Here is a 15,663-nt window from a genome sequence, read left to right as displayed (position 1 = left end):
GCGCAGCCTGGGGTGCTTAGTCCCGTGGGGCGATGGCGGTGGAGCCACGCACGATCAGGTCCGGGTTGAAGAACAGCTCGGTGTCCTCGACCTTTTCCCCACTGATCTGTGCCAGCAGGCAGGCAACCGCTGCCCGCGAGAGGGCATCCACGGGTTGGCGTAGCGTGGTCAGTGGGGGGTTCATCATGGGGATCAGTGGCGAGTCGTCATAGCCGATTACGGAGACGTCCTCTGGCACGCTAAGACCCATAGAGCGCACTCCCTGGATGATGCCCAGGGCCATGATGTCTGAGCCGCAGATGATTCCGGTGCAGCCCTGTTCCAGCAGCTGGCGGGCGGCGTTGACGCCAGACTCGTAAGTGAAGAGGCTCTCCACGCTGCGCAGCGGCTCATCTGGCAGGAGCTCATGCATAGTGCGCACGTATCCCTGGTACTTGCGGCGGGCCGGGACCATGCGGGTGGCGCCCATAGCTAGGCCGATGCGCCGGTGCCCCAGGGAGACCAAATGCCTTACGCCCATGCTGGCGGCAGCGGCGTCGTCGGTGGTGAATCCGGGGGAGTCCAAGCCCGGAGTGTTGCCATTGACGGTGACGATTGGAATGCCGCGTTCACGCAGACGTTGGTAGCGGGTCAGGTCCGCGGTGGTGTCTGCGTGGCGCCCAGAGACAAAGATGATGCCTGCCACGCCACGGTCCACCAGCATGGCGATGTACTCATCCTCGCTGGTTCCGCCGGGCGCTTGCGTGCACAGCAGGGGCGTATGACCGTCAGAGGCCAAGATCTGTTCGATCTGCTGAGCGAACATCGGGAAGATCGGGTTGGATAGCTCAGGGATGATGAGGCCGACTAGCCCTCGGGAGGACTCGTGCAGGTGCTCTGGCCGCTCGTATCCCAACAGGTCCAGAGCCACGAAGACCTGCCGCCGCGTGGCGTCAGCGACATTTGACTTGCCGTTCAGGACGCGTGAGACAGTCGCGGTTGAGACCCCGGCTTGCTCGGCGATGTCGGACAGGGTGATCCGCTGAGGCATTCGATCCTCCTCGTTTAAGACGCGCAGCTTGTGCCACCGGTGGGAGTGGACTGGTTGCCTGCCACTCCGAGGTGCTGCCGAGGCGGGCATCGAGGTCTCCAAGCGAACGTCCAGAATGTGACACCCTTGCAAGAACTGCAAAGAGCAAGCGGCGGGTTCTTGCAGGATTATACACACCGGGGGGCTACCAGGACGACACGGTTGCCTCAGAGCCACGAGATACTGCGGTGATTGCATGGTCGGTGCGAAGCGATCTTGCAGGCATGCGAGCGCGTCTGCAAAGTGACGCCCGGTTTCGTGCAGGAGGCCCACCCGCGCTGCTGCGGTACCGTGAGCCCATGCCCGACTCGCTCACACCGGCTGCGGCAAAAGCCTCGCAACCCGCAATTTCAAGTACGCTTAACAGGTTGGCCAGCGAGTCGGCCGATGGGCTCAGTGGGTATGGGCCGGTCGACGTGGCCCGCCTGGTGAGTGAGCCCCCCAAATCAGCGCGTCGCACGCCTTTCGAGCGGGACCGCGCTCGTGTCCTGCACTCCTCCGCGCTGCGACGCCTCGGGGCCAAGACCCAGGTGCTCGGCCCCGGTGCAGACGACTTCGTGCGCACCCGTCTGACCCACTCCCTGGAAGTCGCCCAAGTGGGCCGGGCTCTGGGGCACGCCCTGGGCTGCGACCCCGACGTCGTGGATACCGCCTGCCTCTCCCATGACCTGGGCCATCCGCCCTTCGGGCACAACGGGGAGAGGGCCCTGGACGCCGTGAGCCAGGACATTGGTGGCTTTGAGGGCAATGCCCAGACCTTCCGCCTGCTGACCCGCCTGGAGCCCAAGACCCTGGACGCACAAGGCCGCTCCGTAGGACTGAACCTCACCCGCGCCAGCCTCGACGCCGTCTGCAAGTACCCCTGGCAGCGCGGCCAAGGACCCGGTGGACCGCAGGGCAAAAGCGCCCGCAAATTCTCTGTCTACGACGACGACGCCGAGGTCTTCTCCTGGATGCGGCAAGGCTGCCCCTGGGGGCGCTCCTGCCTGGAGGCCCAGGTCATGGATTTCTCCGACGACGTCGGCTACTCAGTGCACGACGTGGAGGATGCCATGGCCCTGGGCCGCATGGATCCGGCCGACCTGAGGCACGACCAGGAGATTGAGAATCTGCTGGACTCCCTGCAGGACTGGTACCAGCCCAAGCTCAGCCGTGACGAACTCGGCTCGGCATGGGAGCGGCTCCTGGCCGACCCCGCTTGGATAGACGGCTTCGATGGGTCTCTGGCGGCCCAAGCCAGGCTCAAGAACCTCACCAGCCAGATGATCGGCCGCTTCGTCTCCGCCGTCGCCACCGCCACCAGACAGGTTTACGGCGACGGCCCCCTGACCCGTTACGAGGCAGAACTCGTTATCCCTGAGGAGACTGCCGCCGAGATCCTGGTACTCAAAGGCGCCGCAGTGCGCTACGTGATGGCACCCCGCGAACACGAGCCCGTCTACCTACGCCAGCGCACACTCATCTTTGACCTAACGGACGCCTTGGTAGAGGGCCGGGGGAAGGATCTGGACCCACTATTCCGGCAGGCTTGGGAGGAAGCCGAAGGGGAGGCCGGACGGCGCCGCGCGGTTATTGACCAAATCGCTTCCCTGACAGACACCTCCGCCCAACAGTGGCACGCCCGCCTCTGCGGCCTGTTCTCCCAGGTGTAGGAGACGAGCCTCAGCCGATCACAGCGACCATAGGTGTCAGCGGACTCGCCTAATATGAGGCCGTGGCCGGTCGGATAAAACGCGAGGATATCGAGGCGGTCCGCGAGCGTGCGCGCATCGAGGACGTCGTCGGTGAGCATGTCACGCTCAAAAGCGCCGGCGTCGGTTCCTTAAAAGGCCTGTGCCCCTTCCACGACGAGCGCACCCCCTCTTTCAACGTCCGTCCCCAACTGGGACTGTGGCATTGCTTCGGCTGTGGCGAAGGCGGGGACGTCATTGACTTCGTCCAACGCGTCCACCACCTGTCCTTCTCCGAGGCCGTAGAGCAACTAGCCGGACGCACCGGCGTGCAATTGCGTTATGAGGAAGGTGGGCAGGTAACCCGTGGCATCGAGCCCGGCACCCGGCAACGCCTTCTGGACGCCAACCGCCTGGCCGAAGCCTGGTACCACGATCAGTTAGCCACTCCCGCGGGCCAAGCTGGCCGCGAGTTCCTGACCTCCCGCGGCTTCACGCAAGCCCATGCCGCACGCTACCGCCTGGGCTACGCTCCAGCCGGCTGGGACAACCTTTGCAACTATCTGCGCTCCAAGGGTTACACAGAGGCAGAGCTAATGGAGTCCGGTCTAGCCACCACCGGGCGCAACTCCAACCGCCTTTACGACCGTTTCCGGGACCGTCTCATCTGGCCCATCCGAGACATCACCGGCGCCACGGTAGGATTCGGTGCCCGCCGCATGTCTACGGAAGACCCGGGTCCCAAGTACCTAAACACCCCCGAGACCGCCATCTACCACAAGGCCCAAGTGCTCTACGGCCTAGACCTGGCCAAGAATGCGATCGCCGAGCAGCACCGAGTGGTGGTCGTGGAGGGCTACACGGACGTCATGGCCGCCCACGCCTCCGGCGTCACCACCGCCGTGGCCACCTGTGGCACAGCCTTCGGAGAAGGACATACGCGCATTGTGCGGCGCCTCCTGGGGGACAGCGCCGACCCCGCTGCCGGAGTCATCCTCACCGGCTACCGAGCACGCGGTGGCGAAGTTATCTTCACCTTCGACGGCGACGCTGCCGGGCAGAAAGCCGCCATGCGGGCCTTCGCGGAAGACCAACACTTCGCGACCCAGACCTTCGTGGCCGTGGCCGAATCTGGCATGGACCCCTGCGACCTACGTCTAAACCACGGCGAAGAAGCCATCCCTGCCCTAATCGACTCCCGCAAGCCCCTGTTCGAATTCGTGATCCGCACTTCCTTGAAGAACCTGGACCTATCCACCCCGGAGGGGCGCGTGCGCGGGCTGCACGCCGCCGCCCCGGTAGTCGCCGGAATCCGCGACTTCGCGCTCCGCCGCGAATACACCCGTGCCCTGGCCGGATGGCTCGGCATGCCTGAGCGCGACGTCGTCTCCGAGGTGCGCTACGCCCAGCAGCACGCTGGGCGGCAGGGGGCGCGCCCCGGAAGCCAAGCGGGCGCGGGGGCCCAGGCTGGAGCTCGGCCCGGCGGCGAAGAAGCACCCATGGCCCCGCGGGGCTCAGTGCTCCCCGACCTAAGTGACCCAGTGGTGCGCATGGAGCACGATGTGCTCGCAGTCATGCTGCAAATGCCCGGCCAGGCAGAAGCTGCAGGCGCCGACGACTTAGATGCGCAAGGCTTCACCCAACCCGTACACCGCGCCGTCTTCGAGGCCATACTTGCCGCTGGCGGGGCCAGCCAGGTGCGTGTGCTGACCGCTCAGGCTGAGCAAGCTGGGGTTCCCAAGGAACGTCTAGCGATGACCGTAACCAACCACTGGCTCAAGACAATCCGCGCAGGTGCCATTGGTGAAGTAGACCAGGCTTTAACAGAGCTGGCCGTAGTCGCCCTACCGATTCCAGCCAGACCCTCCAAGACCAACCCGGCCCTGTTGGAGGCCGACCGTGGCGCGGAGGAGGCCTACGCGCGCGGCGTCATCCGCTCCTTCCAGCGGGTCAGCGTGACCCGGGCGCTCGCGGCCCTGCGTAGCGAGCAGCGGCGCATTGAGCCGAGCAGTGAACGCAACCGGGAGATCTTCGAGCGGATTGTGGCCCTGGAAGCACAGCGGGCCGCGCTTTCTGAGCGAGACTGACGCCCGCCCTGGAGTAGGGGCGCTTGAGCTGGGCGGCTGGGGCTACGAGCCTTTACAGGCCCTGAGCGCGCAGCTCCTTCATAGCCTTGGAACGGTTCTTGCGGTCCAGGCGATCCAGGTAGAGGTGGCCCTCTAGGTGGTCGCACTCGTGCTGGATGCAGCGGCCCATGAGTTCCTCGCCCTCCACGATGATGGGCTTGCCGTCCAGGTCGATGCCCTCGGCGCGGGCGTACCAGGCGCGTTCTGTGGGGAACCACAGTCCCGGAACGGAGAGGCAACCCTCGTCGCCGTCCTGGTACTCATCTTTGGAGACCTCTACCAGGCGTGGGTTCAGGATGTAGCCGATCTCGCCGTCGATATTCCAGGAGAAGGCACGCAGACTCACCCCGATCTGGTTGGCGGCCAAGCCTGCGCGACCGTCCGCATCCACGTTCTCCAAGAGGTCCTCCACCAGGGACTTAACGGAGTCGTCAATGTCCTGGATCCACTCACAGGGAGTGCGAAGAACTGGGTCGCCGATGATACGGATGTCGCGGTAAGCCATATGCGCATCCTTTCACGCCAGCAGTGGTCCGTGTGTCGAGCTGGGGGCTCGGTAGGGTTGAGTCGTGCCACTTTCGCAGCTGTTGCCCCGACGCCGTCGCCCCAGTGCCACGGTGCCGCCTGCCGTGACTTCCCGCTTGGAGCCAGGCCAAAAGCTGCTGGCGGCGGTGCCTATCGCTGCGGATGGTTCTGCTTGGGCGCTGGCCCTGGCGGGCAGCCTCACTTTGATAGCGGGCGAAGAGCTGCGCTGCTGGGAATGGGCGCAAGTGGATCGGGCGTCCTGGGCGGGGGAGGAGCGCTGCTTTACCCTCCACTGGTTGGAACCGGGCCAGGAGCCGCTTCTGCTGGTGGTCCCAGAGGAGATCCAAATTGGGGATAAGACGGCTGAGGTAGATCCCAACCCCTTTGCCCGGGTGCTGCGTGAGCGCGTGGACTCCGTGGTGGTGCACCGCGTTAGCGGGACCTTGTCCGGTGGCGAGCCAGTGAGTGTGAGCGCGCGGCGGGCCGCTGACGGCAGCCTCTTTACGACCGTCAGCGGGGTCCTGGTGGAGGACCTGTCAGAGGCGGATCGCGAGGTCCTGGCAGCTTTAGAACGGCGACTTAAAGACGGTGTGGGCCTGCCCACAACCTGAGTTTTCGCTGCGCCACCTAGGTTTTGTGTCAATGAGGCGATTCGACGCCGGCAGACTAGCTTGCTAAAGTTCAACCTGCGCCAAAACGCAATCCCGCGTAGCTCAATGGCAGAGCATCCGACTGTTAATCGGACGGTTAGTGGTTCGAGTCCACTCGCGGGAGCCAACCAGAACCCCGGCCTGAGAGCCGGGGTTCTCTTGTTCTCCTGGCCTTGAGTGGCGCCTGTTGCTGAGCCGGCCACTCCACGTGCTGGAGTCGGAGGCTTGTTGCGGCTAGCGACTGGACCTGGGCTGCCACACCGGGCACAATGACCTTGCACGCCGCGTGCGTCATGCAGACAGCCCATTCGGTACTGAGGACGTTGGGGAAGACGACCCTCAAACCGACCAGGAGGCGATCTTCATGAACGGTGCCTACACCCGCGGTGTACTTTTTGTGCACTCAGCACCGGCGGCATTGTGCCCGCACATCGAGTGGGCTCTAGCTGAGGTGCTGGGTAGCCGCGTCCACCTTGACTGGATCGACCAACCGGCTGCCCCCGGCATGCTGTGCGGGGAGTGCTCCTGGGTGGGACACGTTGGCACCGGTGCCCAACTCGCTTCCGCCCTGCGCGGCTGGGCAAACCTCCGCTACGAAGTCACCGAGGAAGCCAGCCAAGGCGTTGACGGCGGACGCTGGTCTCACACCCCGGATCTCGGCATCTTCCACGCTCAGACTGACGCTCACGGCAACGTAGTTATCCCGGAGGACCGCGTGCGCGCCGCCCTAGAGCACGGCACCGACATGCTGGCCATGCGCCGCGCTCTGGACCTAGCTCTCGGCCAAGCCTGGGACGACGAGCTTGAACCCTTCCGCTACGCCGGCTCCGGCGCCCCCGTGCGCTGGCTCCACCGCGTCGGCTGAAGCAGGCCTAGCGCGGATCACCCATGTCACGCATCCTGGATCTCAGCCCTAAAGCCCTGACGGCGCTACGCGGAATGGAGCTGGTCGACTCCATCCGCCAAGCCGAGGGCCGCACCATCGCCGCCGAGACAATTGTCGCGGTGCCCCCGTTGCAGGACGGCTGCTCCAATCCCGAACTCGCCGCCGCCTTCGGTGCCGACATCATCTGCCTGAACCTCTACGACGTCGCTCACCCGCAGGTCTGGGGACTGCCAGATGCCGACAATCAGCCTGCACCACCGGCTGAGTTTGGCGATTTTCCGGCTGGACGGGGACGGACCGCAGGTGATGTCGCGCGCTACACCGGCCGCCTCACTGCCGTGAACCTGGAGCCCGTGGATCCCGCCCGCAGTAGCTTCCCCGCAGGCAGGCGGGCCACAGTGGATAACGCGGAGCGACTAGTCGAGCAGGGAGGCGCCATCGCGGTGATCACCGGCAACCCTGGCAGCGGCGTCACCATGGAGGCCATCGTGCAGGCCACCGTCCAAATCCGTGCCGCCACGGACGGGCAGCTGGTTATCTTCGCCGGACGCATGCACGCGGCCGGAGCCGGTGAGCCAGTTATGACCACCGCAGACATCCTGCGCCTGGCAGACGCCGGCGCCCATGGGGTCCTCCAACCAGCGCCCGGCACCACTCCCGGATCCTCCATGCAGGCCACCACCGAACGCGTGCAGGCAGCTCAAGCGCGCGGTCTGCTTGTCTGGAACTCAATCGGCACCTCTCAGGAAGGGGCTAGTCGCAACGTGATTGAGCGCATTGGCATGGATTCCAAGGCCTCCGGGGCGGATGTGCACCACATTGGCGACTCTGGCTACTTCGGTATTGCCCCACCGGAGAATATCTACGCCTACTCGCTGGCCATTCGGGGTCGCCGCCACACCTGGCACCGCATGGCCCGCTCCCAGCAGCGCTAAGGCTCTGGGCTTAAATCCTGCACCTGCCGCCTCGCAGCGCCTCAACGGCTAAAGGCCAAGGCCACATTGTGCCCACCAAAACCAAAGGAAGTGCTTACAGCCGCCTCTAGGTCAAGGGCCTGACGCCCGCAGGGGCCGACGACGTCGATCCCCGTGGCCGCGATCGCTGGATCGATACCGCCAGGCAACAAAGTTGGTGGCAACCAGCCGTCTACCAAGGACATCACCGTCAGCACTGCCTCCAACCCTCCGGCTCCGCCTAGGAGGTGCCCGGTGGCGGACTTGGTGGCGCTCACTGCGGCGCCGGGAACGGTTCGTGCCAGTACCTGCGCCTCCACCGTGTCGCCGGCAGGCGTAGAGGTGGCATGCGCGTTTACATGTCCCACCTGCGCGGGGGAGAGGCCACCGCGCTCCAAAGCCAGGCGCAGCGCCCGTTCCTGCTCGCGCCCTTGCGGTTCTGGGCGAGCTACGTCGTAGGCATCCGCTGTGACGGCAGCGCCCGCCAAGCGGGCTAGAACTTTCGCTCCACGTGTGGCTGCATGCTCGGCGGACTCCAATACGAGTACTCCGGCGCCCTCACCCATCACAAAGCCATCGCGGTCAGCTGCGAAAGGCCGCGAAGCTGTACCCGGGTCCTCATTGCGGGTGGACAAGGCCCGCATGGCGGCAAAAGCCGCCAGGCTCATGGGGTGCAGGGCAGCATCAGTGCCCCCGGCTAGGACTAAGTCGGCACGCCCTAGGGCGATCAAGTCGGCGCCATAGGCAATGGCTTCTGCGCCAGACGCACAGGCTGAAACTGGGGCGTGGACGCCTGCGCGGGCTCCAAGCGCCAGCCCCACGGCCACAGCCGGGCTGTTAGGCATAAGTGCCGGCACGGCTGTGGGCAGTACCCGCCTGTGGCCCTTTTCCCGCAAGGTGTCCCAGGCCTGCATCACCGATAGGACCGGCCCCATACCAGGAGACAGACTCACCGCTAGGCGCTCACCGTCCACTTCCGGGGAGGCTGCCTGTGCCCAGGCTTGGCGGGCCGCCAGCAGGGCGCACTGGCTGGCCCGGTCCAGGCGACGCAACTCCTTGGGACTCAACTCATCAGCCGGATCGCAGGCCAAAGTTGCACCAATGCGTACCGGTAGCTGATACTCCTCCGCCCAAGCAGCATCCAGGTTGCGCACCGCGCAGCGTCCCTCATGCAATGCCTGCCAGGTGCTGGGCACATCGGCGCCAAGTGGGTTGACAGTGCCAAGCCCAGTGACCACCACCTCGGCCGTGCGCGTCATGGGCTCAGGCCTGGGCGTCGCAGACCTGGTCCACCAGCTGTCCCACGGTGGTTAGCTTGGTGAGCAGAGAGTCCTCCAGAGTGATCGGGAAGCGCTCCTCGATCTGCGTGGCGATGGTCAGCAGCCCCAGCGAGTCAATGTCTAGGTCCTTAGCTAAGTCCGTGTCTCGAGTGATAGTGGCGGCATCTATACCCGCCTCCTCCGCGAGGATCTCAGTGACGGCAGCAAAGACCTCTGTGGGCTCAGCAGACATGTGGACTCCTTGAAGTTGCGGGTTGGGGCTGGTGTGTTTGGTGCCCAGCGGGCACGGGACCATTGTCCCCCAGAATTGGCTTGCTGCGCGCCTCTGAGGGCTCCGGTGCCCGGGGAAGGTTCAGACGACGGCGGGAGCGCGCAGGCGGGTGACGGTGATTCCGGGCAGGTCACGCCGTGCGAATCCCGCCAGCGTCCCAGCTGGTGCCAGCTCAACCGCCTCGGTGACACCTAGGCGCAGCAACTGCTCCTGCACCAGATCCCAACGCACGGGAGCGGTTAAGTGCGCAATCAGCCCGGTCAGCAACTCTCGCCCGGAACTGCCCACTGGATGTACCTCACCAGTGGCTTCATCAATTATCGTGCGCCGCAGCACCCGCTCAGGTAGCTCCTCCACAGCCTGAGTCAGCATGGATGCGGCTGGAGCCATCGCAGGGCAGTGGAATGCTCCAGCCACCTCTAGGCGCACCGTGCGCACCCCGACTGGTGCCTGAAAACCATCCAGGGCACTGAGTGTTCCGGCAGCCACAAGCTGCGTAGCGCCGTTGATATTGGCGGCGTAGAGCCCGGCGGCTTCAACAGCTGCCAGCACCGCTGCACGGTCTCCACCAAGCAGGGCAGTCATTCCGCCCGGCTCCCCAATGCGGCAGCACTGGGCCATGGCGGCACCCCGCTTAGCTGCCAGAGTTACGGCCTCCAACGGCGTCAGCACCCCAGCCAGCGCCAGGGCAGTCAGCGCACCCAGAGAATGCCCAGCGACGGCGTCGCCAGATCCATCGCTTGCAGCTAGCTGGCCAGAGGCGCGCTGAGCACCCTCGTCATCCAGCAATAGGCCGTGGTGAATGGCGCTGGCCAGCGACGCCAACACAATTAGTGGCTGCGCCACAGCAGTGTCCCGGATTTCGGCTGCATACGCCTGCGTTCCAAGCCGCAGGAGATCCAGGCCGGTTTGTTCCGAGGCGGCGCGCACCAGCGTCAGCACCTCTTGCGCGGCCTGAGCCTCGGCCCCGGCGGCCCCCGGCAACCAAGCCGAAAGCATCCCGGGCTTTTGCGCCCCCTGCCCGGGGCAAAGCAATGCCCGCACCTTCAGCGTCCTACGGCCTCTAGACGCCCGATGATGATGGCCACGTGCAGCATGAGGCCTTCGCGTGGGTCAGTGGGGTCCCAGCCGACCTGCTCAGTGACTCTTCCCAACCGGTAGCGCACTGTGTTCGCGTGCACGAACAAGGCCCGAGCGGTGGCTTCCAGGCTGCGGCCATTGGACAAGTAGGCGGCGACGGTCTCCTCAAAGGGATCACCCATCTCACGCAAAGGCCGGTGCACGAGTGCCAGCAGCTGCTGTGGCGCCAAGGGGTCGCCAGCAAGCACCCGCTCTGGCAGTAGGTCGTCTGCGCGCAACGGACACTGGGCTTCAGGCCAGCCAGGTAAAGCCCGCAGGCCAGCCATAGCGGAGCGCAATGACATGCCAGCTTCCGCCACCCCAGGTACTACGGGGCCGACCACGGCGTAGTCCCCGAGACCAGCGCTCAGGGTCATAGCGGCCTGGTCTAGTCGCGACTCCACGCTGGTGGCCCGGTTGGTGGCATCTTTGCCTTCCTTGGGACTGCCCATGACCACCAAAACGGAGTCGCCGCGCACGGACACTAGGCAATCCCCGGCCAGGCTGCGGCACTGCCGCCGCAGATTGGAAACGGCCAAGGCATCCAGCGCAATGCGGGCGGCAATAGCGACGGCAGGCCCGGTCCCGTGCCAGCCGGCCGTGCCAGCGCGGGTCTCTGCGTCCTGTGGGGAGTCATGGAGCATCGCATCTACGGATACGGATTCCAGCCGCGCGTCCCAGGCGCCGCGTGCTTCTGCGGCGCGGGCGTATACCTGCGCTGCTGCAAAGCCGATGTCCCTGCCGAAGCGCAGCACCAGGATTCGCACCGCGTCCCGGTGCTCTTGCGGCACCACCTCGGGGAACTCTTCTTCAACCACAGAGACCACTGAACGCACCAGGGAGAGCGTCTGTTCCAGTGAAATCGTGCCCGTGAGAGTGGCTGGGGCCACAGAGAAGATCTGTGAGGGTTTGGTGGCGTTCTCGGGGTCCTCGACTGAATCAACGAACATGGTCACGCCCATACGGGCGACAGCCTCGATCTGGCGGCGGGAAGCCTCGGGAAGCGTGCGATACCAGGGGTACTCGGCACTGACAAGATCGAGGGAATGCTCGACGATCTGGTCTTGTGCGTTGCGAAGGGCGGCGACTACGGGGGCGCTTAGTTCAGCCATACACTGATCGTAGAGGAACGCTTGTAGGAAAATTACAAGACCGAAGTCCTTACAGTCTTGACACTCGTAAGGCTGAAGCCGGGCTTAGCAGTATCGCCTATCAGTAGCTCAACAATAGTTGTGTACGTGCACCGCATACTCGGCCCGGGCCGTGGTGTTACCTGTGCCCTGGTCCTGGAGGTCCGGCTTGCTGCCGGTCCACATGACGTAGTTTCCAGCTGAGTTTTCACCCATCTGGACATGGTCAACGTTGTCCACCCAAATGGTGGAGGCGGTGCCGTTAACAATCAGCGTATCGATATCGCCCTCGATCACGACCACTGTCGCTGCCGCGTTGACCTCCACGGTGGTGGCCCCGGCTTCCACCTTCACCACGTAGGCGTTGGTGTTGTCGAAAGAGTTTTCCACCACCGTGTGAGGGGAGGCAGGGATGGTCTTTCCAACTTCCTTTAGTGCCTGCTCCCGGCTCGTGTCGGCGGTGAGCTCATCGGGTGAGGTGGGCTGTTTGAGGTCCTCTGCGGTGCAGTGAGGTCCGCGCTCCACCTCTTCACCCTTGGTCACCGTTGCGGATGTGCCGCCGCCAGCGTTAGAGGTGCCTGCGGCAGAAGGTGACGTGGCAGCTTCAGTGTTTTGCTCCGTGGGGCTAACACTCTGCGTGGGACTGTTCGAGGCTGCCCCAGCGGCTGCTGCGGGCGTTGCGTCCGCTGTGCTGCTTAAGGCTGCCGCCGCGCTTCCAGCCGTTGCGGAGGGCGCTGCCGCTGGCTTGGTGCTGGAGCATGAGGTCAGCAGGGGCAGCCCGAGCACCAGGGCGACGGCGAGAGCTCGTCTGGTGTAAGCGAGAGACTTCAGGGATCGCATAAACGCAGCCTATAGGTAAAGCATCCATGACGATAGGAGTGATGTCGCCAGCTGCTTCGTCACTGGAGACAAAAGTCCGGGCCTGGAACCTATCGGTAACCAGGCCCGGAACTGTCAGGAGTCACTCAGATGCTCAGGAACCCTTACCTCAGGCGTCGCCACCCGTAGAACCTGAGGAGCCAGCGTGGATATTCTCCAGTTCGTAACGGGCCAGCGCTTGCTCCAGCACTGAGCGGTCCAGTCTGCCCTGACGCACTAAGGCCTGCAGGGCCTTGACCGCCACGGAGTGTGCGTCGATTAGGAAGAAGCGGCGGGCTGCCGGGCGGGTGTCGGAGAAGCCAAAGCCGTCCGCACCCAGGGTGTGGAAGTCACCGGGCACCCAGGCGCGGATCTGATCCTGGACCAGGTGATCGAAGTCGCTGGTGGCGATGAAGGGCCCCTGGGCCTGCGAGAGCTGGCGCGTCAGGTAGGGGACCTGGCCAGCAGCATCTCCAGAAAGGAAATTGGCCTTCTCCACAGCTAGGGCCTCACGGCGCAGCTCGTTCCAGGAGGTGACCGACCAAGTAGAAGCGCGCACGCCCCAGTCGTTTAGCAGCAGCTCGCGGGCCTGACGGATCCACGGCACGCCGACGCCGGAGGCCAGCAGCGTGACCTCTGGTCCGTCCCCGGCGGGGGCGTCGTCGAGCTTGTAAAGGCCCTTGAGGATGCCCTCAACGTCCACATTCTCCGGCTCAGCCGGCTGGACGATGGGCTCGTTGTAGATGGTCAGGTAGTACATGATGTCGCGGTTGCGGCCGGAGTCGGGGCCGTACCAGCGCTCGATGGCATCGCGCACGATGTGGCGGATTTCGTAGGCATAAGCCGGGTCATAAGTTACCACCGCCTCGTTTGTGGCGGAGATCAGCGGCGAGTGGCCGTCCATGTGCTGGGTGCCCTCACCTGCCAAGGTGGTGCGGCCCGCAGTGGCACCCATAATGAAGCCGCGTGCCAGCTGGTCACCGGCAGCCCAGAACTGGTCCGCAGTGCGTTGGAAGCCGAACATCGAGTAGAAGATGTAGACGGGGATCATCGGCTCGCCGTGCGTGGCGTAGCTGGTCCCAACCACCTGGAATAGCGCAGCGGAACCAGCCTCGTTGATGCCGGTGTGCATGAGCTGTCCGGAGGTGGACTCCCGGTAGGACAGCATCATGTCAGCGTCCACCGGCGTGTAGTTCTGGCCCTGGGTGTTGTAGATCTTCTTGGTGGGGAAGAGCGACTCCAGGCCGAAGGTGCGGGACTCATCGGGGACAATCGGCACGATACGACGCCCGATACCCTTCTCCTTAATGAGCTCCTTGAGGAGGCGCACGAAAGCCATCGTGGTGGCCACCTCCTGATTGCCAGAACCAGACTTGAGGATGTCGTAGGCCTTGTCCCCAGGCAGTTCCAACTCCTTGCCGTGATCGCGCCGCTCGGGCACAAAACCACCGAGCTGACGGCGTCGCTCCAGCATGTACAGCAGGGCTGGGTCGTCCGCTGCGGGACGGTAGTAGGGCGGCAGCTTGGGATTGGCCTCTAGCTGCTCATCTGTGATCGGGATGCGCAGGCGGTCGCGCAGGCCCTTAAGGTCATCCAGCGACAGCTTCTTCATCTGGTGGGTGGCATTGCGGCCGGCGAAGTGCGACCCCAGCATGTAGCCCTTAACAGTGTGCGCCAGGATCACGGTGGGCTGGCCCTTGTGCTCCATAGCAGCCTTATAGGCGGCGTACATCTTGCGGTAGTCGTTGCCACCGCGTTGCAGGGCCCAGATCTGCTCGTCGGTCCAGTCCTTGACCAGTGCGGCGGTGCGTGGGTCGCGGTTGAAGAAGTGCTCGCGCACGTAGGCGCCGTCGTTAGCTTTGAAGGCCTGGTAATCGCCGTCGAGAGTTTCCATCATGAGGTGCTCCAGGGCGTGGTCCTTGTCTGCGGCAAGCAGCTGGTCCCAGCCACGACCCCAGATCACCTTGATGACGTTCCAACCGGCACCTTTGAACTCGGCCTCGAGCTCCTGGATGATCTTGCCGTTTCCACGCACCGGACCGTCTAGACGCTGCAGGTTGCAGTTGATGACAAAGGTCAGGTTGTCCAACTGCTGGCCGGCAGCCAGGTGGATCATGCCGCGCGACTCGGGCTCGTCCATCTCGCCATCACCCAGGAAGGCCCAGGTGTGCTGCTGAGAAGTGTCCTTAATGCCTGCGCCCTGCAGGTACTTGTCGAACCAGGCCTGGTAAATGGCCTCGGCAGGACCCAGGCCCATGGAGACGGTGGGGTACTCCCAGAAGTCCTCCATACGGCGCGGGTGTGGGTAGGAGGGCATGCCGCGGCCGCCCTCTGGGTGGGAGTACTCCTGGCGGAATCCGTCCAGATCAGTTTCCGTTAAACGCCCCTCGATGAAGGCACGGGCGTAGTTGCCAGGGGAGGCGTGGCCCTGGAAAAAAACGTGGTCACCGCCGCCGGGGTGGTCTTTGCCCCGGAAGAAGTGGTTCATGCCGACCTCGTAGAGGGTGGCGGTGGAGGCGTAGGAGGAAATGTGGCCACCGACGGCGACGCCGGGGCGCTGGGCGCGAGTCACCATGACTGCCGCGTTCCAACGCAGCCAGCGGCGGTAGGTGCGCTCGGTGTCCTCGTCGCCGGGGAAGTAGGGCTCGTCCTCCACGTTGATGGTGTTGACGTAGGGGGTGGCCGTTTGGGCGGGCACGGCAACGTTCTTGCGGCGCGCCTCAGCGAGCATAGACAGGAGAATGAAGCGGGCCCGGGGTGCGCCCTTCTCCTTGATGAGGGCGTCGAGCGAGTCGCGCCACTCCTTGGTCTCCTCGGGGTCGTTGTCGGTGACCTTGCTTAGGAGTCCGTCGATAAGTGGAGCAGAGTCGCTGGTGGGGCTCACGGGTTCCTCGTTCCTCGCGTCGGTGCGGTGAATCGCCCTTTTGGGGCGCTTGCCATGACGGTCCCAAATCTACGACTTAGTTAGTGCTGCTGGGGGCTGGAATCAGGAAGAAAGTCCTAGCTCACGTGTGGTTTGACTCACTGGAAATTGGTTGAAATTGGCGGGCACATGGAGGCTTGCTGTTTTGGGCACTTGCGCGCGTGGTGCCTCATGCGGTGGGCTAGTGCCCTACGGGCGGGTCA

13 protein-coding genes and 1 tRNA gene are annotated in these 15,663 nt (G+C 64.6%); 6 read left to right on the top strand and 8 right to left on the bottom strand.

The window, feature by feature from the left end; genetic code table 11:
• Nucleotides 1-16 precede the first annotated feature (16 nt).
• Nucleotides 17-1,030, bottom strand: coding sequence for a LacI family DNA-binding transcriptional regulator (locus DR039_RS09080; RefSeq protein WP_111837043.1), 1,014 nt, complete (start codon nucleotides 1,028-1,030; stop codon nucleotides 17-19).
• 407 nt (nucleotides 1,031-1,437) lie between these two features.
• Between DR039_RS09080 and DR039_RS09075 the strand changes: the two genes are divergently transcribed.
• The gene (locus tag DR039_RS09075) at nucleotides 1,438-2,721 is read left to right on the top strand and encodes a deoxyguanosinetriphosphate triphosphohydrolase (protein ID WP_229116908.1); all 1,284 of its coding nucleotides are present in this window, start codon (nucleotides 1,438-1,440) and stop codon (nucleotides 2,719-2,721) included.
• Nucleotides 2,722-2,783: 62 nt separating this feature from the next.
• A complete protein-coding gene (gene dnaG, locus DR039_RS09070; RefSeq protein WP_111837041.1) occupies nucleotides 2,784-4,826 on the top strand; it encodes a DNA primase in 2,043 nt (680 codons plus the stop codon).
• Nucleotides 4,827-4,878: 52 nt separating this feature from the next.
• Here dnaG and def read toward each other — a convergent pair whose 3' ends face one another.
• Nucleotides 4,879-5,370: a peptide deformylase gene (gene def, locus DR039_RS09065; RefSeq protein ID WP_111837040.1), complete on the bottom strand. Its 492-nt coding sequence runs from the start codon at nucleotides 5,368-5,370 to the stop codon at nucleotides 4,879-4,881.
• A gap of 64 nt (nucleotides 5,371-5,434) precedes the next feature.
• Between def and DR039_RS09060 the strand changes: the two genes are divergently transcribed.
• The 4 genes from DR039_RS09060 to DR039_RS09045 all read left to right on the top strand — a co-directional run bounded on the left by DR039_RS09060 (nucleotide 5,435) and on the right by DR039_RS09045 (nucleotide 7,861).
• On the top strand, nucleotides 5,435-6,001 hold the full coding sequence (locus DR039_RS09060; protein WP_126622243.1) for a hypothetical protein: 567 nt from the start codon (nucleotides 5,435-5,437) through the stop codon (nucleotides 5,999-6,001).
• Nucleotides 6,002-6,092: 91 nt separating this feature from the next.
• Nucleotides 6,093-6,167 (top strand) — tRNA-Asn (locus DR039_RS09055).
• Between the two features lie 237 nt (nucleotides 6,168-6,404).
• Complete coding sequence (locus DR039_RS09050; protein WP_111837038.1) at nucleotides 6,405-6,905, top strand: DUF3145 domain-containing protein; 501 nt, start codon at nucleotides 6,405-6,407, stop codon at nucleotides 6,903-6,905.
• A 23-nt stretch (nucleotides 6,906-6,928) separates the two neighbouring features.
• Nucleotides 6,929-7,861, top strand: a complete 933-nt coding sequence (locus DR039_RS09045) for a DUF7916 family protein (protein ID WP_197719062.1) — start codon at nucleotides 6,929-6,931, stop codon at nucleotides 7,859-7,861.
• A 41-nt stretch (nucleotides 7,862-7,902) separates the two neighbouring features.
• Here DR039_RS09045 and DR039_RS09040 read toward each other — a convergent pair whose 3' ends face one another.
• The 6 genes from DR039_RS09040 to aceE form a co-directional block, all read right to left on the bottom strand.
• Nucleotides 7,903-9,138: a beta-ketoacyl-[acyl-carrier-protein] synthase family protein gene (locus DR039_RS09040; protein ID WP_111837037.1), complete on the bottom strand. Its 1,236-nt coding sequence runs from the start codon at nucleotides 9,136-9,138 to the stop codon at nucleotides 7,903-7,905.
• A 4-nt stretch (nucleotides 9,139-9,142) separates the two neighbouring features.
• A complete protein-coding gene (locus tag DR039_RS09035; protein ID WP_111837036.1) occupies nucleotides 9,143-9,391 on the bottom strand; it encodes an acyl carrier protein in 249 nt (82 codons plus the stop codon).
• A gap of 120 nt (nucleotides 9,392-9,511) precedes the next feature.
• Nucleotides 9,512-10,474 (bottom strand): ACP S-malonyltransferase, encoded by a 963-nt coding sequence (locus DR039_RS09030; protein WP_111837035.1) that lies wholly within the window; start codon nucleotides 10,472-10,474, stop codon nucleotides 9,512-9,514.
• A gap of 2 nt (nucleotides 10,475-10,476) precedes the next feature.
• Nucleotides 10,477-11,661: a PucR family transcriptional regulator gene (locus DR039_RS09025; protein ID WP_111837034.1), complete on the bottom strand. Its 1,185-nt coding sequence runs from the start codon at nucleotides 11,659-11,661 to the stop codon at nucleotides 10,477-10,479.
• Nucleotides 11,662-11,769: 108 nt separating this feature from the next.
• Complete coding sequence (locus tag DR039_RS09020) at nucleotides 11,770-12,519, bottom strand: hypothetical protein (protein ID WP_111837033.1); 750 nt, start codon at nucleotides 12,517-12,519, stop codon at nucleotides 11,770-11,772.
• Nucleotides 12,520-12,667: 148 nt separating this feature from the next.
• On the bottom strand, nucleotides 12,668-15,421 hold the full coding sequence (gene aceE, locus DR039_RS09015) for a pyruvate dehydrogenase (acetyl-transferring), homodimeric type (RefSeq protein WP_111837032.1): 2,754 nt from the start codon (nucleotides 15,419-15,421) through the stop codon (nucleotides 12,668-12,670).
• Between the last annotated feature and the right edge of the window lie 242 nt (nucleotides 15,422-15,663).

The sequence above is a fragment of the Actinomyces bovis genome, from assembly GCF_900444995.1.
Lineage (GTDB): Bacteria > Actinomycetota > Actinomycetes > Actinomycetales > Actinomycetaceae > Actinomyces > Actinomyces bovis.
The sequence above is the reverse complement of the archived record's forward strand: the minus strand, read 5'-3'. Positions and strand labels throughout refer to the sequence as shown.